This window comes from Arthrobacter stackebrandtii (assembly GCF_017876675.1).
Lineage (GTDB): Bacteria > Actinomycetota > Actinomycetes > Actinomycetales > Micrococcaceae > Specibacter > Specibacter stackebrandtii.
The window spans coordinates 3,926,401-3,948,792 of sequence record NZ_JAGIOI010000001.1 but is presented as its reverse complement, the minus strand read 5'-3'; the positions used below and the strand labels follow the sequence as shown (position 1 = coordinate 3,948,792).

The 22,392-nt window shown below is 66.7% G+C and carries 19 protein-coding genes; 7 read left to right on the top strand and 12 right to left on the bottom strand.

Annotated elements, in window-relative coordinates:
- Nucleotides 1–18: 18 nt before the first annotated feature.
- Complete coding sequence (gene acnA / locus JOF48_RS17280; RefSeq protein WP_281067991.1) at nt 19–2,820, bottom strand: aconitate hydratase; 2,802 nt, start codon at nt 2,818–2,820, stop codon at nt 19–21.
- 173 nt (nt 2,821–2,993) lie between these two features.
- Between acnA and JOF48_RS17275 the strand changes: the two genes are divergently transcribed.
- The 3 genes from JOF48_RS17275 to JOF48_RS17265 all read left to right on the top strand — a co-directional run bounded on the left by JOF48_RS17275 (nt 2,994) and on the right by JOF48_RS17265 (nt 4,948).
- Nucleotides 2,994–3,182 (top strand): hypothetical protein, encoded by a 189-nt coding sequence (locus JOF48_RS17275; protein ID WP_209682793.1) that lies wholly within the window; start codon nt 2,994–2,996, stop codon nt 3,180–3,182.
- A complete protein-coding gene (locus tag JOF48_RS17270; protein ID WP_209682790.1) occupies nt 3,175–3,843 on the top strand; it encodes a peptide deformylase in 669 nt (222 codons plus the stop codon). Before JOF48_RS17275 ends, JOF48_RS17270 begins: the two co-directional genes overlap by 8 nt.
- 193 nt (nt 3,844–4,036) lie before the next feature.
- Complete coding sequence (locus JOF48_RS17265; RefSeq protein ID WP_209682788.1) at nt 4,037–4,948, top strand: putative RNA methyltransferase; 912 nt, start codon at nt 4,037–4,039, stop codon at nt 4,946–4,948.
- A gap of 437 nt (nt 4,949–5,385) precedes the next feature.
- Here the strand turns inward: JOF48_RS17265 and yczE are convergent, their stop codons facing one another.
- On the bottom strand, nt 5,386–6,102 hold the full coding sequence (gene yczE / locus JOF48_RS17260; protein ID WP_209682785.1) for a membrane protein YczE: 717 nt from the start codon (nt 6,100–6,102) through the stop codon (nt 5,386–5,388).
- Nucleotides 6,103–6,161: 59 nt separating this feature from the next.
- On the opposite strand from yczE, the gene yczR reads away from it, so the two are divergent.
- From yczR to JOF48_RS17240, 4 genes are all read left to right on the top strand, one after another.
- Complete coding sequence (yczR, locus tag JOF48_RS17255) at nt 6,162–7,571, top strand: MocR-like transcription factor YczR (protein ID WP_209682783.1); 1,410 nt, start codon at nt 6,162–6,164, stop codon at nt 7,569–7,571.
- Between the two features lie 66 nt (nt 7,572–7,637).
- Entirely contained in the window at nt 7,638–8,123 is a 486-nt protein-coding gene (locus tag JOF48_RS17250) for an NfeD family protein (protein WP_209682780.1), read from the top strand.
- An 83-nt stretch (nt 8,124–8,206) separates the two neighbouring features.
- Nucleotides 8,207–9,154, top strand: coding sequence for an SPFH domain-containing protein (locus tag JOF48_RS17245; RefSeq protein ID WP_209682776.1), 948 nt, complete (start codon nt 8,207–8,209; stop codon nt 9,152–9,154).
- A gap of 165 nt (nt 9,155–9,319) precedes the next feature.
- Complete coding sequence (locus JOF48_RS17240; protein WP_209682773.1) at nt 9,320–9,661, top strand: RNA polymerase-binding protein RbpA; 342 nt, start codon at nt 9,320–9,322, stop codon at nt 9,659–9,661.
- An 81-nt stretch (nt 9,662–9,742) separates the two neighbouring features.
- On the opposite strand, the gene JOF48_RS17235 is transcribed toward JOF48_RS17240, so the two are convergent.
- From JOF48_RS17235 to pafA, 10 genes are all read right to left on the bottom strand, one after another.
- Nucleotides 9,743–10,474, bottom strand: a complete 732-nt coding sequence (locus JOF48_RS17235; RefSeq protein ID WP_209682771.1) for a polyprenol monophosphomannose synthase — start codon at nt 10,472–10,474, stop codon at nt 9,743–9,745.
- 416 nt (nt 10,475–10,890) lie between these two features.
- Entirely contained in the window at nt 10,891–12,534 is a 1,644-nt protein-coding gene (locus JOF48_RS17230) for an amidohydrolase (RefSeq protein WP_209682768.1), read from the bottom strand.
- Nucleotides 12,535–12,639: 105 nt separating this feature from the next.
- On the bottom strand, nt 12,640–15,606 hold the full coding sequence (locus tag JOF48_RS17225; RefSeq protein ID WP_245346593.1) for a DEAD/DEAH box helicase: 2,967 nt from the start codon (nt 15,604–15,606) through the stop codon (nt 12,640–12,642).
- A 37-nt stretch (nt 15,607–15,643) separates the two neighbouring features.
- On the bottom strand, nt 15,644–16,444 hold the full coding sequence (gene tatC / locus JOF48_RS17220) for a twin-arginine translocase subunit TatC (RefSeq protein ID WP_209684727.1): 801 nt from the start codon (nt 16,442–16,444) through the stop codon (nt 15,644–15,646).
- A 59-nt stretch (nt 16,445–16,503) separates the two neighbouring features.
- The gene (tatA, locus tag JOF48_RS17215) at nt 16,504–16,812 is read right to left on the bottom strand and encodes a Sec-independent protein translocase subunit TatA (RefSeq protein ID WP_209682765.1); all 309 of its coding nucleotides are present in this window, start codon (nt 16,810–16,812) and stop codon (nt 16,504–16,506) included.
- Nucleotides 16,813–16,833: 21 nt separating this feature from the next.
- Nucleotides 16,834–17,205: a hypothetical protein gene (locus JOF48_RS17210; protein WP_209682763.1), complete on the bottom strand. Its 372-nt coding sequence runs from the start codon at nt 17,203–17,205 to the stop codon at nt 16,834–16,836.
- Nucleotides 17,206–17,214: 9 nt separating this feature from the next.
- A complete protein-coding gene (locus JOF48_RS17205; protein ID WP_209682760.1) occupies nt 17,215–19,281 on the bottom strand; it encodes a helix-turn-helix transcriptional regulator in 2,067 nt (688 codons plus the stop codon).
- A gap of 141 nt (nt 19,282–19,422) precedes the next feature.
- Nucleotides 19,423–19,818: an FKBP-type peptidyl-prolyl cis-trans isomerase gene (locus JOF48_RS17200; protein WP_209682757.1), complete on the bottom strand. Its 396-nt coding sequence runs from the start codon at nt 19,816–19,818 to the stop codon at nt 19,423–19,425.
- Nucleotides 19,819–19,852: 34 nt separating this feature from the next.
- Entirely contained in the window at nt 19,853–20,797 is a 945-nt protein-coding gene (locus JOF48_RS17195; protein ID WP_209682754.1) for an FKBP-type peptidyl-prolyl cis-trans isomerase, read from the bottom strand.
- A 192-nt stretch (nt 20,798–20,989) separates the two neighbouring features.
- Nucleotides 20,990–22,363 (bottom strand): Pup--protein ligase, encoded by a 1,374-nt coding sequence (gene pafA / locus JOF48_RS17190; RefSeq protein ID WP_209682751.1) that lies wholly within the window; start codon nt 22,361–22,363, stop codon nt 20,990–20,992.
- Between the last annotated feature and the right edge of the window lie 29 nt (nt 22,364–22,392).

Here is a 22,392-nt window from a genome sequence, read left to right as displayed (position 1 = left end):
CGTCGCGGCCGCCGTGGGTCAGTTCTCCAGAAGTTGCCGCAGCACGTACTGCAGGATGCCGCCGTGCGCGTAGTAGGCCTCCTCGGCGGGGGTGTCGATCCGCAGCGTCGTCACGATGTCCCGCGTGCTGCCGTCGTCGTCGGCCACCCTCACGGTGACCTCGCGGGGCAGCGGATCCGCCCCGGCCAGGCCCAGTACGGAGTACGTTTCAAAGCCTGTCAGGCCCAGGGTCCCCGCCGTGTCGCCGTCCTTGAACTGGAGGGGCAGCACGCCCATGCCGATCAGGTTGGAGCGGTGGATGCGCTCAAACGACGTCGCGATGACGGCCTTGACGCCCAGGAGCATGGTGCCCTTGGCCGCCCAGTCGCGCGAGGAGCCCGAGCCGTAGTCGGTGCCGGCGATGACCACCAGCGGCGTGCCCGCATCGAGGTAGGTGTTGGAGGCGTCGAAGATGGTCTCCACCGGCCCGCCCGCGGACCGCCGGGTGAAGCCGCCCTCGGTGCCGGGCACCAGCTGGTTGCGCAGCCGGATGTTGGCGAATGTGCCGCGGATCATGACGTTGTGGTTGCCGCGGCGGGAGCCGTAGGAGTTGAAATCGGCCCGGGCCACACCGTTCGCCTGCAGGTACAGCCCAGCCGGCGAGGATGCACGGATGTTGCCTGCCGGGGAGATGTGGTCGGTCGTGACGGAGTCGCCCAGCAGCGCCAAAACACGGGCACCCACGATGTCTTCCACGGGGGCCGGCTCCCGCTGCATGCCCTCAAAATATGGCGGCTTGCGCACGTAGGTGGAGTCGTTCGACCAGGCGAACATGTCGCCCTCGGGCACATCCATGCCGCGCCAGTTCTCATCGCCGTGGTAGACATCCGCGTAGCCGTCCGTGAACATGTGCGCCGCAAGGTTGGCGCCCACCACCTCCTTGATCTCCGCCGTCGTGGGCCAGATGTCCTTCAGGAACACCGGCTCCCCGGCGGCGGAGGTACCCAGCGGGTCGCGCAGCAGGTCCACATGCATCGATCCTGCGAGGGCGTAGGCGATGACCAGCGGCGGCGACGCCAGGAAGTTCATCTTGACCTCGGGGTGGATGCGGCCCTCGAAGTTGCGGTTGCCGGAAAGCACGGCCGAGACGTTGAGGTCTTTCTCAGTGACGGCGTCGCTGACCTCGGGGATGAGCGGGCCGGAGTTGCCGATGCACGTGGTGCAGCCGTAGCCCACCAGCCCGAAGCCGATCTTGTCCAGGTACGGCGTGAGCCCGGCCCGGTCCAGGTAGTCGGTGACCACGCGCGAGCCCGGCGCCAGGGTGGTCTTGACCCACGGCTTGCGGTCCAGGCCCAGCTCCACTGCCTTCTTGGCCAGCAACCCCGCCCCGATCATGACCGACGGGTTGGAGGTGTTGGTGCAGGAGGTGATGGCGGCGATGACAATGTCACCGTGGTCCAGGGTGAGCTGTTGGCCATCAAGGATGAACGACGCCGGATCGCTGGGCCAGTCGAGCCCGTCGCCTTCGCTGTCCCCCACCTCGTGCGGCGGCTCGTCACGCGGGATGCGGGTGCTGATGGCCACGGGGTCGCTGGCCGGGAAGGATTCGTCCCCTGCGTCATCCAGCCCGCCGGCCAGCACGGCCACCTCCTGCGGCTCCCCGGCGAGCAGGCCGCGGACGGCTCGGGAGGCGCTGCGCAGCGGGATCCTGTCCTGGGGCCGCTTGGGCCCGGCAATGGAGCTTTCCACGGTGGACAGGTCGAGCTCAACGATCTGGCTGTAGTCGGGGGTGTGGAGCGGGTCGTGCCAGATGCCCTGCTCCTTCGCATAAGCCTCCACCAGGGAGATCTGGTGTTCGGAGCGGCCGGTGAGCCGCATGTAGTCGAGGGTCTCGGCGTCGATCGGGAAGATGGCGCAGGTGGAGCCGTACTCGGGGCTCATGTTGCCCAGGGTGGCGCGGTTGGCCAGGGGCACGTTGGCCACGCCTGGGCCGAAGAAGTCCACGAACTTCCCCACCACCCGTGTCTTGCGCAGCAGCTCTGCCACTGTCAGGACCAGGTCGGTGGCAGTGGTGCCCTCGGGCAGCTCGCCGGTGAGCTTGAAGCCCACCACCTGCGGCACCAGCATGCTCATGGGCTGGCCCAGCATGGCGGCCTCGGCCTCAATGCCGCCCACACCCCAGCCCAGAACGCCCAGGCCGTTCACCATCGGCGTGTGCGAGTCCGTACCCACGAGAGTGTCAGGGTAGGCCTGCTTCACGCCGTCGCGCTCACTGGTGAACACCACCCGGGAGAGGTACTCAAGATTGACCTGGTGGCAGATGCCCGTGTCCGGCGGGACCACAAGGAAATCCGCGAACGACTGCTGGGCCCACCGCAGCAGTTCGTACCGCTCCTTGTTGCGATGGAATTCCAGCTCGGAGTTGCGGCGCGGGGCGTCCGGCCGGTCAAAGACGTCGGCAATGACGGAGTGGTCAATGACCAGCTCGCCGGGAATGAGCGGGTTGATCTTGGTGGGGTCCCCGCCCAAATCCGCCATGGCGTCGCGCATCGCCACCAGGTCAACCACGCAGGGGACACCGGTGAAGTCCTGCATCAGCACGCGCGCCGGGGTGTACTGGATCTCCTTGCTGGCCTCCGCCGCAGGATCCCACTCCCCCACGGCCCGGACCTGGTCCGCCGTGACGAGGCGCCCGTCCTCGTTGCGCAGCAGGTTCTCCAGTAGGACCTTCAGGCTGTACGGCAGCCGCCCCGAGCCGGGCACCGCATCCAGCCGGTAGATCTCATAGCGCTCGCCGTCAACGGCAAGTTCACTGCGTGCATTGAAACTGTTGGAAGACATGCCCATCCCCTTTGTTGTCCTGTCCTTGGCACCGGGCACGCGCCACCGCAACCCTGCCGCAGCCCTTTAGCCCACCATGTCCCCGATCGGTCAATATGGCAAGGGCTGGCCTCCACTTGGCACAATGGAACCACGCCGCGGCATCCCGCCCGGCGGCACATGGGGAGGCCTGCATGAAATTCACGATGGACATAGACCTGGACGCACTGGCAGGTGAGCCGGAAGAGGAGCTCGGGAGGATCCTGCGCTACTGGGCGGGCAATCTCAAACACTACGAACTGGTCCCGGGCACCTCTGAGACCGTCTCCGACAGTGCCTACACGCCCGTGGGCTCGTGGCGCATTGAGGGCGGCAATGACTGAGCCCTCATCATTTGGGCACGCCATCGACGCCGCGTACCTGCGCGCCGCCGTCGACGCCGTGCTGTCCCCCTGTGAGCCGGGTTCCGGGCGGCTGCCGGCCATTGTGCAGGCCGGCCACCCCGTGCTGCGCGCCCGCGCCCTGCCGTTCACCGGCCAGCTCACCCCGGACGAACTTGCCCGGCTCATCGAGATCATGACGGACACCATGCGCGCGGCCCCCGGCGTGGGCCTGGCCGCCCCGCAGATCGGCATCCCGCTCCAGCTCGCCGTGCTCGAGGACACGTTCGAGGTCTCCGCCGAGAACGCCGCCGCCCGCGCACGCGAACCCCTCGAACTGTTCACCATCATCAACCCTAGCTACACCCCGCTCGGCACCGAACCGGCCTCCCACTACGAGGGCTGCCTGTCCATGTCGGGCTGGCAGGCCGTCGTGGACCGCGCCTCCTCCGTCGAGTTGAAGTACGACGACGAGCACGGCACCGCGCAGACCGCCACCTTCTCGGGGTGGCAGGCAAGAATCGTCCAGCACGAAACCGACCACCTCTTCGGCACGCTGTACATTGACAAGGCGCACACGCGCTCGCTCTGCGCCAACGCCGAGTACGCCCGGTACTGGGCCAATCCCGACATCGCGGCGGCCAAGGCCGGGCTCAACTTCTAGCTGCTGCGGTTCCCCTCCCCTGTTTCATGATCCATGACGCAGTTGTTGCACCAGGAAAGCGTTTTCTGCCGAAATTTGGTGGACCAACTGCGTCACAGATCCCGGTGGTTCAACAACTGCGTCACAGAACTCCTAAAGGACGGCTGCCGGGCGGGACGCCGCGGCCCATTCCGGCAGCCACTAGGCTTGTGGGATGGACACTGCCGCATTGAACACCCTGCTCTGCCCGATCTGCGGCCTCGACTTTTCCACCCGTGGCGGCCACTCGGTGTCCTGCGCCAACAGCCACAGCTTTGACATTGCCCGGCAGGGGTACCTGAACCTGCTGACGGGCCACGGCACCAAGTTCGTTCCGGACACCGCCGCCATGGTGGCCGCCCGCGACGCCTTCCTCGACGCCGGGCACTACCGTCCGCTGGCAGACGGTCTCGTCGACACCGTGGGCCCGTTGCTCTCCGACTCCGCCGCCTCGTCCAATACCGGATCCGGCACCCCGGAACCTGCCCTGCCCGTCGTGGTTGACGCCGGCACCGGAACCGGCTGGTACCTGCATCAGCTGCTGGCCGGACTGGACCGGGACGGGCGGCCCGCACCCGCAGCCGTGGGGCTGGACATCTCCAAGTTCGCGCTGCGCCGTGCCGCCCGCCGCAACCCCGGCGCCGTGAACGTGGTCTGGGACCTGTGGCGGGAGCTGCCGCTGGGTGCAGGGACGGCCGACGTCGTGCTGGTCATCTTCGCACCCCGCAACAGCGCAGAGTTTGCCCGCATACTCAAGCCCGGCGGACATCTCGTGGTGGTCACGCCCATGCCCGGGCACCTCGCGGAGATTGCCGATGCCGCCGGGCTGCTCGGCATCCAGGAGGACAAGGAGGCGGCGCTGGGAGAATCCTTCGGGGCCGAGTTTGACCTGGTCAACAGCCGTGAACTGGCCGTGCCGCTGCAACTGGCCCCGGCCGACGTCGGCAATGTGTCCCTCATGGGTCCGGCCGGCCACCACTTGGACGCCGTGGCGCTTGGCGACCGGCTCGCCGGACTGCCCGCCTTGACGGAGGCGACGGCGGCCTTCCGCATCTCTGTCTTCGAGGTGGCTGCCGCCCGAGCCTAGGCACCCGCGGCCCCTCCGGCGCACACAGATGCTACAGCAAGCTGCCGGCTGAAGCCTGTCTGGCGGCAGCCGGCAGGCACCCTTTACGCGGAGCGGTCCAGGCGCCATGGTTAAGGTGCCGGGAAGCCGAACCCAGGGACAGGGGCACATCGTGGACAGCAGCGAACTTGAATCGCCAGCCGGGATGCCACAGGCGGCACAACAGATCAGGCTCCCGCCCTGGAGGATGCCCCGCCCGGGCCGAGGAAGTGGTTGGCGCAGGCAGCAGCCATCCTGACGTTTTCCATGGAGCTCTTGTTTGGCGGGCGGAATCTCTCAAACCGGGTGGGACGCGACGACATCCGGTAGCCGAGCACTCCAGCGTCGGAGCTGCCCGCCCCGCGCCGGACGGGGCGGGGTCGGGGCCGGGGCCGGCGGGGACGCCAGCAACACGGCTGTCAGGCGGTGGGCGCAGCCTTTGACTGAGGCTCGGCACCGGCCACGGCCGCACCGTCCAGGTCCGGCCCGCGCCCGGCAGCAAGGTCAACCATGGTGGTGCGCCGGCCCTTGGCATGCAGGTCCACCTTCAGCCACCGCAGCGTGAGCTGGGTCAGCGGGCCGACACCCAGGGCAAACACAGCTGTTCCGACCCCCACCACGCCGCCGAGGAAAAATCCCACCACCACGACCGACAGTTCAATGGCCGTGCGAATGAGCCAGACGGGACGGCCGGTGACCCGGACCAGGCCGGTCATCAGTCCGTCGCGCGGGCCGGGGCCAAGTCCCGCTCCAATATAGAGCGCCGTGGCGAAGGCCAGAAGGAACAGTCCGGCTGCAAAGGACAGTGCCTGCAGGCCCAGGCCGGTGGCCTGTGGGATGAAGGCCAATCCGATGTCGGCAAAGGCGCCCACCATGAGGGCGTTGGCGATCGTGCCAAACCCGGGGCGCTGCCTCAGCGGAATCCACAACAGCAGCACGACGCCGCTGATGATGATGGTGCACAGCCCAAAGGAGATGCCGGTGCTGCGCGAGAGGCCCTGGGCAAAGACATCCCACGGTGAGGCACCAATGTTGCCGCGGATCATCAATGCGATGGCGACGCCGTAGAGGGCCAGTCCGGCAAAGAGCCGGACGAGCCGGACGGACAGCTTTTGGGTGGTGAAGAACGAGTGCATGGGTCAAGCTTAGCCAAACTGGCCTTATGAAACAGTGCCAATTCACGTATTGTGGCCTTATGAACACTTTTGTCACCGGCAGGCGGCTGGCGCGGGAGCTCGGCGAATGGCGCAGCAACGGTCCCGCCTACAAGGCCCTGGCGGAACGCATCCGTGTGCTGCTGCTGGACGGGCGCCTGGCCAGCGGCGCAAGACTGCCGGCGGAACGCGAGCTCAGCCAGGCCCTGGAACTGAGCCGGACCACCGTTGCTGCCGCATACTCCAAGCTGCGCGACGACGGCTTCCTGGACAGTGTGCGCGGCTCCGGAAGCACACTGCGCCTTCCCGGACGGGAACGAGGGGAGCATGCCCTGCATCCGGGCCTGCCCCTGGACTTCACCAAGGCCACCGCACCGGCCTATCCCGGACTTCATGCGGCGTACGCCGCCGCCGTGGAGGAACTGCCGGCCTACCTCTCCCATGACGGCTTCGACCTGGTTGGGTTGCCCGATCTGCGCGAGGCGATCGCCCAGCACTACCGCGACAGGGGGCTGCCCACATCGGCAGACCAGGTCATGGTGACGGTCGGGGCCCAGCACGCATTGAACCTGGTCACGCGCACCCTATACTCCCCCGGTGAGCGGGTGCTGGTGGAGCAGCCCAGCTACCCCCACGCCCTTGACACCTTTTCCTCCGTGGGTGCACGGGTGCTGGCGTTCCCTGTCAGGCAGGACACCGGATGGGACCTGCCGGAGGCGCTGCTGCAAATCCGCCGGGCCGCCCCCAGCCTGGCGTTCCTGATGCCCGACTTCCACAACCCCACCGGCATGAGCATGCCAATCCACGAGCGCGAGTACCTCGCGGCAGCCGCCGCGCGTGAGGGGACGGTTCTGGTGGTCGATGAAACCACGGCCCACCTGGACATTGACCGGGGCGCAATGCCGCCCATGGCTGCATTCAACCCCAACATCCTCACCCTCGGCTCGCTCGGGAAGGTGGCCTGGGGCGGGCTGCGGATCGGCTGGGTGCGCGGACCCCGTGAGGTGGTGGCCCAGCTCCTGCGCAACCGTCCCGCCGTCGACCTTGGCACGCCCCTGCTGGAACAGTTGGTGGCAGTGCACCTCTTTCGGGACTGGCCCACCATGGCGGCCAGCCGCAGTGCCGAGCTGCGGCGCGGACGCGACACCGCCGTCGAACTGCTGCGGGAGCGGCTGCCCCAGTGGCAGCTCCAGGTGCCCGACGGCGGACTCAATTTGTGGATCAACACCGAGACGGTCTCAAGCTCGGCCCTCGCACTGGCTGCACGCACGCATGGGCTGGGGCTGGTCCCGGGGCCGCGCTTCGGCATCGACGGGGCATTTGAACGCTACCTGCGGCTGCCGTTTTGTTACGCCGGCGAGGAATTGCGCGACGCCGTGGACATTCTGGCCGAACTGGCCGGGGAGGTGGGTTCGGACCCGCTGCGCATGCCGCTGCAGGCCGTCATTTAGACGGTTTTTCCCAGCCTCTCGTAGTAGGCTCGTAACTACGCAATACAAGTCTCTAAGGGGGACTCAATGCTTGACTGGATTAATGAGTTCGGTTGGATCTTCTGGCTGACGGTGTTCCTGCTGCTGGCCGTGGCCGAGATGCTCACGCTGAACCTGTACTTCATCTTGATGTCTGTCGGCGCACTGGCAGCCCTTGTCGCGTTCCTGTTCGGCGCCGACCTGTGGCTGCAGATCGTGATCTTCTGCGTGGTGGCACTCGCCACCACGGTGCTGATCCGGCCGCTAGCCTTGGCGCACCTCAAGCGCGGCCCGGCCGACCAGCTGTCCAACGTTGACCGGCTGATCGGTCACAGGGCCGTGGTCCTGGAGACCGTGGGCACCGGCGGCGGGCTCGTCAAGATCGGCGGCGACATTTGGACGGCCCGGATCACCGGCGGCGCGGAGCTGCCGGTTGGCGCTTCCGTGGAGGTCTCCGCCATTGACGGTGCTACTGCCATTGTCAGCGGGCCCACCACCCACAAGTCCAGCGGAACGGCCGCAACCACAGCTTGACTGCCGCCTTGGCCGCCGGCTCCGGCTGGCGCGCCGCAAAGGGGCTGCAGATTGATTCATTATTAGAGAAAAGAGGGGATTTCATGGGAGACGGAGTCGGCGCAGTCGTCTGGCTGTTTGTTGTTCTGGTCCTGCTGATATTTGTTGTCATCGTCCTGGTCAGGTCTGTGCGGATCATTCCGCAGGCCAGGGCAGGCGTTGTTGAGCGGCTGGGCAAGTACCAGCGCACGCTCAACCCAGGCCTGACGGTGTTGATTCCGTTCGTAGACCGGCTGCTTCCGCTGCTGGACCTGCGCGAACAGGTGGTGTCGTTCCCGCCGCAGCCGGTGATCACGGAAGACAACCTGGTGGTCTCCATCGACACGGTTGTCTACTTCCAGGTGACTGACCCGCGTGCAGCCACGTACGAGATCGCGAACTACATCCAGGCCGTGGAGCAGCTGACGACCACGACGTTGCGCAACGTCGTCGGTGGCCTGAACCTTGAAGAGGCGCTGACCTCTCGTGACCAGATCAACGGCCAACTCCGCGGCGTGCTCGATGAGGCCACCGGCCGCTGGGGCATCCGCGTCAGCCGCGTTGAGCTCAAGGCGATCGATCCGCCACTGTCCATCCAGGATTCCATGGAGAAGCAGATGCGCGCCGAGCGTGACCGCCGTGCCGCGATCCTGACCGCCGAGGGCACCAAGCAGTCGGCCATCCTGACGGCCGAAGGCGAACGCCAGTCCTCGATCCTGAAGGCCGAGGGTGACGCGAAGGCGGCCATCCTCCGCGCCGACGGCGAGTCGCAGGCCATCCAGAAGGTCTTCGACGCCATCCACAAGGGCAATCCCACGCAGAAGCTGCTGGCCTACCAGTACCTGCAGACGCTGCCGAAGATCGCCGAGGGCACCTCCAACAAGCTGTGGATCATCCCCAGTGAAGTCGGAGATGCCTTGAAGGGCATCGGCAACGTCCTGGGCAACGCCGTCCACGACGGCCACGACGACGGCGAGTCCGCCGACGAGGCCGGGGCCAAGCCCCTGATCTGATTCACCAGCAGGCGGAGAATGCCGCGCGGCCAAGCACGTATAATAGGTGTTTGGCCGCGCGGCATTTTGCCCGGCCGTTATTTTTTGCGCAGACCGCACAGTGCACGGAACAACTGGCGGGTGTGCAGCGTTGAACCTGTTGGGAACTATTTTGAGGGAGAAATCATGAGCGATCGCAGCCTGCGTGGCATGCGCCTGGGCGCACAGAGCATGGAAACCGAGTCCGGCGTGGAGCCGGCACCCCGCCAGCGCGTGGAATACCGTTGCGCGGACGGCGAGCAGGTGTTTGTCATGTTCTCAGCCGAGGCTGAGATTCCGGCAACCTGGACGTCCAAGACCGGCAAGGAAGCCCTCCTGGTCAACGGCGAGGCTCCCGACACTTCCAATGACAAGCCGGTGCGCACCCACTGGGACATGCTGCTGGAACGCCGCAGCATCCCCGAGCTGGAAACCATCCTGGCGGACCGCCTGACCATCCTGCGCGAAAAGCGCGGCGAGAAGGTCTAAATCTGGACAGTGCCGCACCAACAAGGAACGCCCCCGAGAACCTTCTCGGGGGCGTTCCTTGTTTAAGGTGGAAGGCGGGGGCTAGCCCTTGCGGCCTGTGAGCTTCCTCCAGCGGGCGGAAAGTCCCCACTTGGTGACGTTGACCATGGCCTCCTGGACAATGTTTCCGCTCATCTTGGAGGCACCAAATTCGCGCTCCACGAACGTGATGGGCACCTCCACCACCTTCAGGCCCTTCTGGCAGACACGCCAAAGCATGTCCACCTGGAAGCCGTAGCCCACGGACTCAACGGAATCGAAGTCCAGTGCCTCCAGGGTGCTGCGCCGGAAGGCGCGGTAGCCGCCGGTGACGTCGCGGATGGGAATGCCCAGCAGTACACGGGAGTAGATGCTGCCGCAGGTGGAGATCAGCTTGCGGTGCAGTGGCCAGTTGACCACCTTGCCGCCCGGAACCCAGCGAGAACCCAGCACGAGGTCTGCGCCCTGCTCAATGCCGTCCAGGAGCAGCGGCAGCTGCTCGGGCTGGTGGGAGCCGTCGGCGTCCATTTCCACCAGCACGTCGTAGCCTGCTTCGAGACCCCAGGTGAAGCCCGCCAGGTATGCGGCGCCCAGGCCTTCCTTGCCCGCGCGGTGCAGGACATGGACCTGCGGGTCATTGGCGGCGAATTCATCGGCCAGCGCACCCGTGCCGTCGGGGCTGTTGTCGTCTGCTATCAACACGTCCGAGTCGGGGACTGCGGCGCGCAGGCGGGCCAGCGTCTTGGGCAGTGACTCAATCTCGTTATAGGTGGGAATGATGGTCAGGACACGCAACAATTGCTGCCTTTCGGTTCTGAAAGCGGAGGGGAGGCCAAGCACTACCTCCACCAGTGCCGGCAACAGGCGCCTGCTCACAGTGGTCGGGCAGACCAAGTCAAAGACCCAGTATAAGTGAGGAGTCTGGGGAAAAGATAAGTCCACGCGCCTTCGGACCAAATGGCAGCCGCGGGCGTGCACAGTTGTGCACACGGTGCCGATCTGTTTTCTACTGGCGCGTGAACTTATCTCCGTGTGTCGGTAAGACGGTTGCCCGCACCGACCGGGTCCCTCCCCAAGGAGGTTCTCCGCTCACCTAAAACTAATTGCCCGCAGTTCCGCTGTCAACACGGCCCTGACCTGCACCGATGGCCATCACCGCAGGTCAGCCAGCGTGTCCCAGGTCATATTCCCGTTCACCCTATTTGGGCGAATTATGCGCCGATCCTGATGTCCCCGCTGGTGTACAGCTGCCGGCCAAGGTGGACGGTCTGCAGGCAGACCGGATCGCTTCCCGTGTCCAGGGCGGGCAGCAGGGGTGTCCGGGCCCGGGGATCCGTGGACCAGGACTGCACACGCTCGTCCGCCACCTGAACCATGAGCTGCTCGACGTCCCATATGGCGAAGCTTGCCGGGGCGCCTGCGCCGAGCTGGCCGTGGAACGGATTTTCCGACTTGGCGGCGCGCCAGCCGGCCCGCGTGTGGCCGATGAAAGAGGCCCGCGCGGAAATGCGCGACGACGGCTCGTGGTGGTTCAGCGCCGCCCGGACGCTCGCCCAGGGGTTCAACGGGGTGACAGGGGAATCAGAGCCGAAGAACAGCGGCACGCCGGCCTCATAGAACCGGGCGAGCGGGTTCAGCCCCAGCGCCCTCTCCGCGCCGAGGCGCTGGGCGTACATGCCGTCGGCCCCGCCCCACAGGGCATCAAACATGGGCTGCACGGAGACACCCACGGAGTACTTGGCCAGCGCTGCCATGGCCGCCGCGTCCACCATTTCCGCATGTTCCAGGCGGTGTCCGGCAGCCCTGATGGCGTCAATTCCCACCATCTTCTCGGCCTGCTCGAGCCCTGCGACGGCAATGTCCATGGCGCCTTCGCCAATGACGTGAAAGCCGCCGGTAAGCCCCAGTTCGGAGGTTGCGGCAAAGTGCGCGGCCACCTGCTCCACCGTGAGCTGGGCCGCGCCGGAGGTTGCGGAATCGTCCGCGTACGGCCCGCGCAGCAGTGCAGAGCGCGACCCCAGCGAACCGTCAATGTTCAAGTCGCCGGCCAGCCCCAGCACGTCCACGCCCAGCCCGGCCAGCACTTCCCGGGCCTCCGCCGCGTTTGAGACCAGCTGCCCCCAGTACGGCAGCACCTGCGGCAGCGCCTCGGGCGCATCCGCCGCGGTGAGCTCCATGAGCGCCTGCAGGTCCTCCACGCTCCCCACGTGGGGTGCGCTCATCTCCGCCAGGGCCACGTAGCCGTTGGCAGCCGCGTGCCGCAGGGCCCGCTCCTGCAGGGCACGACGACGCGCGGGCGTCACATTCCGTGCAGCCCCGCGCGCAGTGGTGTGCGCCGCACCGGACACCAGCCCGCTTCCGTCCCAGCCGGAGAGTGCGGCCAGCCCGGAACTTTGCGCCAAAGCGCCCGATACCAGCGCCGAATGGACATCCACCCGGGCCAGGTACACGCCGCGGCCCCCGGAGGCGTTGTCCAGCTCAACGGCGGTGGGCAGCGTGGTGTCGGCCCAGCCGGAGTTGTCCCAGCCATGGCCCAGCACCATGCCGTCCGCGCCATCGGCCAGCGGCGCGGCACCCGCCACCAGGTCCAACACGTCCCGCGCGCTGCGTGCCCCTGAAAGGTCAACGGACTCCAACGCCAGCCCGGTTTCGGTGACGTGGACGTGTGAATCGACAAAGCCGGGCGCAACGAGCGCGCCCTGGAGGTCGATCTCCGTCATGCGTGAATCCAGCAGCGAAGTGGCGGCGTGCTCGGACCCCACCCACGCCACGACGTCGCCGTCCACCAGCATGGCCGTGGCAAAAGGGTCTGCTGCGCTGTAAACGGAACCGTTGCGGTACAGGGTCAGTGACATGGGAAAGACAGGTCCTTTCGAAAAAAAGCAACAAGAATGACACGGCTCCGCGCATGCGGCGGGGCCAGGCAGCAGGTACAACCGCGGCAGGGCCGGGAAAAGTCCCTAATCCGCCACGGGATTTACGGCGATCTCCAACCCGGCAAGCTGCGGCGGGGCTTCGTCGGCGGGCAGTTCGTCCGGGTCCGGCTCCTCGTCGATCACGGTGGAGTAGGAGACCACCCCGCGCCGCACCAGGTCCATGGCCTTGTGGCAGGCGCCGGCAAAGCCGGCAGGCAGCGACGGCACCTGCGAGAGCTGCCCCAGCAGGTCTATCACCTGTTTGGTCCAGCGCACAAAGTCCCCGGCGGCCAGGTCGGTGCCGTTGAGCGCGTCGTGCAGGCTGCGGCCCTGCGCCCACTTGAACATGGGCCACACCAGGCCCAGTTCGGGCTCCCCCGTCAGCGGCAGCCGGTGCGACTCCTCCGCATCCTGCAACCGGGACCACAGCACAATGACATCCTCCACCGACTGTTCCAGGCTGACACTTGGCATGCGCGGGCGCGCCCCCTCGGCGTCGCGCTTGGACTGGTACACCAGCGTGGTGGTAAAGGCCGCCAGCTCCTCCGGCGACAAGTCCGTGAAGGAGCCCTGGCGCAGGGCAAGGGCAATCAGCAGGTCCTTGTCGCCGTACACGCGCCGCAGCCGTTGCCCGTCGGCGCTGGGACGCAGCACACCGGCGTCGTCCGCGACAACGAAGCCGTAGCCCGCGAGCAGGTCGATCACCCGGTCAAAGGTGCGTGCAATGGTGTTGGTGCGTGACTGGATGGCCCGGACAATCCCGTCCGTCTCCTTGCGCAGCGTCCACCAGCGCTCCGACCAGCGGGCGTGGTCTTCACGTTCGCTGCAGCCGTGGCAGGGGTGGGCGCGAAGCTGCCGCCGGAGCCGGGCGATGCCCTCCTCCTCGCCGGAATCGGTGAAGCTGAACCCTGAGGAACGGCCCGGACGCGCCACGCCGGCATCCAGCTTCGCCTGGACGGCAGCCAGCAGGTTCCTCTTGTCCTTGGGCACCTTGGGGTTGAATCCCTTCGGCACCCGCACCTGCGCCAGCGGTTCGACGGGGCCGGTGAGGTCGTGCAGGCCCAGCCGCCGGTATTCCTTGTCCAGGCCGAGGATGCCGGGGCGGGGCGCGCGTGAATGCTGGTCGTCGTCAAGCACGACGGCGTACCCCGCCTTGCGCCCGCCGCCCACCTCGATCACGTCCCCGGCACGGAGCGCGGCCACCGAGTGCGCGATCGCCTCCCGGCGCTGCTTCGCCTTGGACTTGGACGCCCCGGATTCGTGGTCGGAAAGTTCGCGGCGCAGCTTGGCGTACTCGTTGAAATCGCCCAGGTGGCACGTCATGGCCTTTTCGTAGCCGGCCAGGGACTCCTCGCGGGAGCGGACCTGTTTCGCCAGGTCCACCACTGACCGGTCGGCCTGGAACTGGGCGAAGGAGGATTCCAGGATGGCCCTGGTGCGGTCACGGCCGAACTGGGCCACAAGGTTGATGCTCATGTTGTAGGTGGGGCGGAAGCTGGAGTTGAGCGGGTACGTACGCCGGGAGGCCAGCCCGCCGACCGCGGCGGGGTCGGTTCCGGGCTGCCACAGCACCACCGCGTGGCCCTCGACGTCGATGCCGCGCCGCCCGGCCCGGCCGGTCAGCTGCGTGTACTCCCCCGCGGTGATGCCCACATGGGCTTCGCCGTTGAACTTTTCCAATTTCTCCAGCACCACAGTGCGCGCGGGCATGTTGATGCCCAGGGCCAGGGTCTCCGTGGCGAACACGGCGCGGACCAGTCCGTCGGCGAAGAGGTCCTCCACGACCTCCTTGAATCCGGGCAGCAAACCTGCATGGTGGGCGGCGAGCCCGCGCAGCAGTCCGTCGCGCCAGCCCCAGAAGCCCAGCACTTCCCGGTCGGAATCAGGCAGCTCGGCGCAGGCGGCGTCCACGCGGCGGGCGATTTCGTCCTGCTCGGCGCGCGTGGTCAGCCACAGGCCCGCCGCGGCGCACTGTTGCACGGCGGCGTCGCAGGCGGCGCGGGAAAAGATGAAGGTGATGGCCGGGAGCAGGTTCTGGCTTTCCAGGGCGCGGATGACCTGGGGGCGTGAGGCCGGGCGGGCCCAGCCCTGGGATCCCCCGCGGTCTCCCCCGCGGCTGTTGCGGCCGTCGTCCCGGCCGCGGTCGTCGCGGCTGCCGCGTCCGCCCCGGCGCCCGTAGCCGGATCCCCTGCCGGTGGAGACAGACTCACTGCGCGCCAGCTTGAGCAGTTCGCCGTTGATTTTCGGCGTCTTGTTGCTGCGGGTTGTGGGTGAACCGGACGATCCGGGATCGGGGGCGGCCTCGTCAAAGGCCACATTCTCGGCGAACAAGTCCACAAGGTCGCGGCGGACCATGACATGCTGCCACAACGGCACGGGCCGGTGTTCGGACACCACCACGGCAGTGTCGCCGCGCACGGTCCCCAGCCAGGCGCCGAATTCCTCGGCGTTTGAAACGGTCGCGCTGAGCGAAATCACGGCAACTTCGCTGGGCAGGTGGATGATGACTTCCTCCCACACGGCGCCGCGAGTGCGATCGGCCAGGTAGTGGACTTCGTCCATGACCACGTAGGCCAGGCCGGTGAGGGTGTCCGAATCCGCGTAGAGCATGTTGCGCAGCACCTCGGTGGTCATGACCACCACGGGCGCCTCGGAGTTGATGCTGGTGTCGCCGGTCAGCAGGCCCACGTTGTGGGCGCCGTACTTGTCGCTGAGTTCCTGGAATTTTTGGTTGCTCAGCGCCTTGATGGGGGTGGTGTAGAAGGCCTTGTGGCCGTTCTGCAGTGCAAGGTAGACGGCGAATTCGCCGACAATGGTCTTTCCCGCCCCGGTGGGCGCGGCAAGCAAAACACCGCGGCCGGCCTCAACGGCCCGGCACGCGGTGTCTTGAAAAGCATCCAGCTCGAAAGCCAGGGTTGTGGCGAAAGCGGCAAGTTCACTGCCCTGGTCCTGGAGGCGCTGCTTGGCTTCCAGGTAGCGTTCGGAAGGACTGCGCATTTCAGAGTTCGGCATGCTTCCAGCCTACGTCAGCGCTGGCACGCTTTCGGTCCTAAAGCTTCTCGAGGTCGGTTGAGGGTGTCGCCACATCCGCGTTGGCCTCGGATTCCTTGACCTTCTTCGCGTCCCGGCGGTCCTTGCGCTTGTCATTGAGGATGCACAGTCCAATGGCGCCGAAGTACAGGACCAGCAGCGGTGCCGCAAGGAAGAACATGCTCATGACATCCGACCCCGGGGCCGCCATCGCGGAGACGATGGTGACACCCAGGATGGTGAAACGCCAGGCCTTGAGGTAGGTCTTGCCCCGCACCAGGCCGATGGCGTTCAAGGCGAACAGCAGCACCGGCACCAGGAAGGCCACGCCCATGAACAGCATCAACTGCAAGGCAAACTGAAGGTAGTCCATGGCCTGCATCAGGTTGGCGCTGTCAGTCTCCGCCGGCGTAAAGGAAGTCAACGCCTTCACGATGTTGGGCCAGATGAGCCAGCCGGCATAAATGCCGGCCAGGAACAGCGGCACCGACGCAAACATGTAGGAGAGCGTGTAGTGCCGTTCCTTCTTGGTCAGCCCGGGCGTGATGAACGCCCACAGCTGGTAGATCCAGACCGGCGACGCGATGACCAGTCCCAAGATCAGTGAGACCTGGAGCTTTAGGTCGAAGGACGACGCTACGCCCGGAAAGTTCAGCGCCGCAACAATGCCACGTGATTCACTGATGTCACGCAGAGGCTGCGTGACCGCAAACAAAAGCGGGTCGTAGATGATCCAGCCAAGGACAACGCCCGGAATCATTGCCAAGGCACTCTTAAAGAGGCGGTTGCGTGCCTCAATCAGGTGCGCCTTGAGCGGCATCCGCCCTTCAGGGTTGGCCTTTCGGCCCTTTGTTGCGCCCACCGGTGCTGCGAGGGTTTCTATGACTGAGCGCCGGTACCGGTTCCGGTACCTTCGCCCGAGGCATTGCCCTGTGTGGGATCGTTGACGATCTTGCCCTCAACGGGTGCTTCGGGTGCTGGGGATGCAGCGGGGGCCGGTGTGGGAGTCGGCGCAGCGGAGGCCTGCTCGGCCTTGCCGTCGTTTTTCATTTCCTTGACCTCGGACTTGATGATCCGCATTGACTGGCCAAGGCTGCGGGCCATGCCCGGGAGCTTTGGTGCAGCGAAGAGCAAGATTGCCACAATAATAATGATGCCAAGAACCCACGGTTCCCTAAAAATTGCCACAGTATAGCCTTTCCTTTAGGTTCATCCTACGTCCTGTATTGCTTCGATGTCGCGCAAGGATTGGAGCTGTCCGCGTTCTTTCCTGCGGGCGACGCGCCGCTGAAGACGGACGAATCGCCGTTCTTCCTTGGCAGCTAGGTAATCATCCTTCATTTTTTCGGGTGTTGCAAAAACCGCACTGCCCGGAATTGCTGTCCGCGGTTCTGTGACGTGCTCCACAGCAGCTTTTTCCAGGCTCTTGTCCCAGAATGCGCCGCGTTCGGCCGTGACCTGGTTGAAGGTGCGCACGAGCGCCACCACCTGCCGCCACAGCTTGAAGCCGCAGAAAACCAGGAACAGCAGGGCGAGCGCTGAGAGCGCGACCCATATGAGAATCCATGACCACCAAGGCATTTATTGAGTCTATCCGTCCACGCTGGGAAGATCCCCGGGAGTTAAGCCATAAGCGTGACTCTGCCCATGGGCGGGGCCCTGCGCAGCGTCGGCCAGCCATGCGGCAGTCTCCCGGCGTGCGGACTCCGGCGACACGACAGCGGCATGCCCGCCGAGCCTGGCCATGAGCGACGGCAGGATGGCGGTGCTGCCCACCAGCAGGCGCAGCCCCACGCGCCCTTCCCCCAGGTCGAACAGCCCGGCGCCGTAGGCGGGGCCCAGGCGGCGTGCGGTCAAGGTGTCGGCCACCAGCTCCACCGCCACGTCATCCGGGTTTGGGTGGTACAGGCCGCCGCCCGGCTCCCCCGCCGGAAGGCTGGTCGGAGGGCTCAGCCGCTCCCCTGCGTCGTGCATGGACTTGATGTGGTCCACCCGGAAGCTGCGCAGCGCCGATGATTCGCGGCACCAGGCGCGCACATACCAGGCCGCATCCACGGAGAACAGCCGGTACGGCTCGATGGTGCGGCGGCTGAGCTCGTCGCGGCTGCGCACCAGGTAGGTGATGTCCAGGGCGCGGGCGCCGGTAATGGCGGCGTGCAGCGCGGTGACGGTGGCGGTGTCGGTGCCGTTCATGATCTCAAGCCCGACGGCGTCCGCCAGCCAGGCGTCCTGCCCCGCCACGGCCGCAACCGACTCTGTGGCGGAGTCGAGGGCGGCGGCGGCTGCGGTGCCGGGCACGGCGGAGAGGGCCCGCAGCCCGATCAGCACCGAGCAGGCTTCCTCCTGCGTCAGGCGGAGCGGGCTGGCGAGGGTTTCCGCGTCGCGGATGAACACCTGCCCGGCCTCCGACGTCACGTCCATGAGGTCGCCGTGGAAGTAGCCGGGCAGGCCCGTGACGTTGAGCGTGTCCATGTCCTTCGACCACTCGGCCTCGGTGATGCCGAACTCTGCCAGGACCTCGGACTCGGCCACGCCGGGGTTGGCCGCGAGGTACGGCACCATGGACAGCAGGCGGATGAGGCGGTCGCGCGTGTCTTTTTTCCGGGCGTGCGGGTCGGCCATTCGCCGGCGCCACAGGGTCCCGGGCAGGGGTGCGGCGGCGGCCTTCGCTGCCTGCTGCAGCCTGTCCGCCACGGCGTCGCGGAGGGCGGGAGGGGACAAAACCTGCGCCGCGGCACCCATGGCGGCAACGTCGTCGGCCATCAGCTCCTGCTCGCGGTAGCCGGTTTCGATGATGTCCCAGCCGTCCCGGTGCCAGTCCGGGTCCGCTACGGGTGCGGCTCCTGGACGGCTGCGCAGCCAGTGTGCGGTGCCGGACGGGACGGCGATGCGGGCGGTGAGTTCGTTGCCGGTGCCGAGCGTGGCCAGCACGGGGGCGATGGTGAAGCCCTCGGGACGGGTGTAGTTTTCCGGCAGGACGTGGACGTCGGAGGTGATGCGGGAGAGCCGGAAGTGGCGTTCGGCGCCCCGGTCCAGGTCAAATGCCACGAGGTACCACTGGCCGTACTTGCTGCCCAGCCCCCACGGCTGGACGGTGCGTTGGATGCTGGCGGTTTCGCCCGCCCGGCGATAGCCGAATGTGACGGGGTGGTGGCCGCGCAGGGCCGACCACAGCGGCTCGAAGCCGGGCTCCGCGGTGCGGATGCGGGAGCGGGAGGTGGTGTCGTCGTCGTACCAGCCGGTGCCGGCCCGGGTGGCGATCTTGCGCAGTGCGGACTGTGCGGCGCCGCCCAGGGTTGCCTCGGCCCACAAGTTGGCGGCAATGGCGAGCAGGGACATGGCGTCCTCGTCGAGCCGGATCTGCGGCACCTGGTAGTCCTCCGGCTTGATCCGATAGAGGACCTGCTCGTGGATGTCGCCCTCGTCCGGCTCGGTCTGGGAGATGGGGATGCCGAGCTCCATGAGGGTGTTCTTGTCACGTTCAAACATGCGCTCGAAGGACTGCAGCAGCGTGGCCTCGGCAGCGGCGGTGGCGGCTTCGGGGGCGTAGCCGTTGACCTTTTCGCGCAGCTGCTTCTTGCTGTAGCCGCGGCGGGTGCCCAACAGGGCGATCACCAGGTTGAGCAGGCGTTCGGTGGCATCAATTTTTGTGGGCACATGGCCACAGTACTAGGCGGGGCCGTTGTTGCGCCGCCGACGCCGCCGTGCCCGTTAAACAACCGGCCCGCACCAGGAGGCAAAAGCACGGGGTTTCCGTGTTTCATGCCTGCCCGGTGCGGGCCGGTTGGTTGGGGCGTGTTAGCGCACTGCCACGAGATCGACCACGAAGATCAGGGCTTCGTTGGGGCCGATGGCTCCGCCGGCGCCGCGCGAGCCGTAGGCCAGCTCCGAGGGGATTTCCAGGCGGCGGCGTCCGCCGACCTTCATGCCCAGCAGGCCCTGGTCCCAGCCCTGGATGACCTGGCCGATGCCGGCCTTGAAGTCCAGCGGGGTGCCGCGGTTCCAGGAGGAGTCGAACTCTTCACCAGTGGAGAAGGCAACGCCGACGTAGTGGGTGGAGACGGTGCTGCCGCGGACCACTTCGGTGCCGTCGCCTTCGATGATGTCCTCAATCACCAGTTCGGTGGGGACGCCATGGTCCGGGAAGTCGATTTCCGGCTTGGTGCGGTCAAAGTTGCGGGCTCCAAAAGACATGTTGCTCCTTGGGTTGAGAGGGGTGGAAAAGGGGTTACTGGACACCAAGGATATCAACAACGAACACGAGGTCGCCCTTGGCCTTGCCCGAACCCTGTTCGCCATAGGCCAGGTCTGCGGGGATGACGAGCAGCACGCGGGAGCCCACTGTCTTGCCGGCCAGGCCCTGGGTCCAGCCCTTGATGACCTGGTTCAGCGGGAAGGTCGCAGGCTTGCCCGACTGGAAGCTGGAGTCGAAGATTTCCCCGCCCACAAAGTTCACGCCGACGTAGTTGGCCACGATGGTGTCGGTTTCCTTGACCACGGCGCCCTTGCCCGTGATGAGGTCCTGGGCCACAAGTGCCGTGGGGGCCTTGGCATCGCCGATCGTGATGACCGGGACGCCCTTGTCGTCGTCCTTCACGGTGGGCAGGCCCGCCACCGGTGCAACTGTCTCGCCTTCAGGCTTGCTGAGGGGCTTGGCCACGTCGGCGGCGGATTCAACGAGGAACACCGTCATGGCTGCGGGCTCGGTGCTGGCCGTGGCACCGGTTGCCTGGGCCGGGTAGGCGTAGGCAACCCAGGAGCCGACCTTGGCGCCCACGAACGTGTTGTAGACCAGCGGGTTGCTGGACTTGAAGGCGTCGTCCAGGAGGATGCGCTGGCCGGCGGGGTCGGAGAAGCTGTCGCCGCTGGTCTTGCCGTCCTCGGCGTTGAAGCCGATGGCCTGGAGGACGATGGCCTGGCCGGCCTTGACGGGCTCGCCCTTGCCTTCGGAGACCACGGCCATCGACTCGGCGGTGATGGCGAGGGGGGTCTTGAAGGTGACCTTGGGCGCCTTGCCCTTGCCCTGGTCCTCCACCTTGACGGAGGCGAACACTTCCGCGTTCGACGGCGGGACGCTCGCCGATGCGCTGGGGGTGGGATCGGTGGATGCCGACTGGCCGCAGGCGGTCAACAGCAGCATGAGAGGCAGGATGAGTGCAAGAATTCGGCGCACGGAAACACTTTCGATGGCGGGACAGGTATGGAACGGATGCCGGCTCTGGAGAAAGCCAGAGTTCAGCTTATCCGCCGAAGCTGGATGTTCCCCATTGGCCGGGAATGTGAAGCTGGGCACCGCCTGTGAGTTTCCGAACCCCTCCGCCCGGGCACCCTTTCCCGCCAGGGCGTCCCAGGTGGCCGCGTCCCCTCAGTAGTCCGCGCGGAGGGAGGCGATCAGTTGGTCGACCCGTTCGTCGTCGTTCTTGAAGGGGTCCTTGCACAGGATGGTCTGGTGCGAGCGGTCGTTGAGTTTCAGATGCACCCAGTCGACCGTGTAGTCGCGGCCGGAATCGCGCGCGGCCGTGACGAAGCGGCCGCGCAGCCGGGCCCGCGTGGTGGCCGGGGCGGCATCGACGGCCTCCGCAATGTCGGCGTCTGCGACCACCCGGGCGGCGGAGCCCCGGCGTTCGAGCATGTTGAACAGGCCGCGTTCCGGGGAGATGTCGTGGTAGCGCAGGTCCAGCTGGGCCACCTGCGGGGAGCCCCATTCCAGGCCGTGCCGGTTGGCGTAGGCACCGATCAGCTTCGCCTTGATGGCCCAGTCGATCTCGGTGTCGATGGTGGAGTGGTTTCCGGACTCCACGGCGTCCAGGGTGCGCTCCCACAGGTTCATGATGCGCGGGACAAGGTCGTTGTGGGCGCCGTTGGCCTGCACAAACGCAGCAACCTTGGCCAAGTAGTGGCGCTGGATCTCGACGGCGGTGAGCGTGCGCCCGTCCGCCATCTTCAGCGGGTGGCTTCCCGTGATGTCGTGGGAAATTTCGCGGATGCTGCGGATCGGGTTTTCCAGGCGCATGTCCTCCATGATGGTCCCGGCCTCGACCATGCGCAGGATCAGGTCCACGGTGCCGACCTTGAGCATGGTGGTGGTCTCGGACATGTTGGAGTCGCCCACGATGACGTGCAGGCGCCGGTACAGTTCGGCGTCGGCGTGCGGTTCGTCGCGGGTGTTGATGATGGGGCGCGAGCGGGTGGTGGCGGAGGAGACCCCTTCCCAGATGTGGTCCGCCCGCTGCGAGAACGCGTACTTGCCGCCCTGCTGGGCCGGCAGCACCTTGCCTGCGCCGCACAGCAGCTGTCGGGTGACCAGGAACGGGATGAGGATGTCGGCCAGCCGGTTGAACTCGCCCTTGCGGGTGATGAGGTAGTTTTCATGGCTGCCGTAGGAGTTCCCGGCGGAGTCAACGTTGTTCTTGAACAGGAGCACCTTGCCGGTGTAGCCCTCATGCTCCAGCCGCGACTGCGCCTCCTGTACGAGGTCGTGCAGGATCCGCTCCCCCGCCCGGTCATGGGCGACCAGCTGGGCGATGCCGTCGCATTCGGCCGTGGCGTACTCCGGGTGGGAGCCAACGTCCAGGTACAGCCGCGAGCCGTTGGGCAGGAACACATTGGATGACCGGCCCCAGCTCACGACCTTCCGGAACAGGTAGCGCGCCACCTCCTCCGGGGACAGCGGGCGCTGGCCGGGCGAGGAGTAGGTGACGCCAAATTCTGTTTCAATGCCGAATATCCGCCGGTCCACCGGGTGTGTCTCCTTAAAGGGAAGGGTTG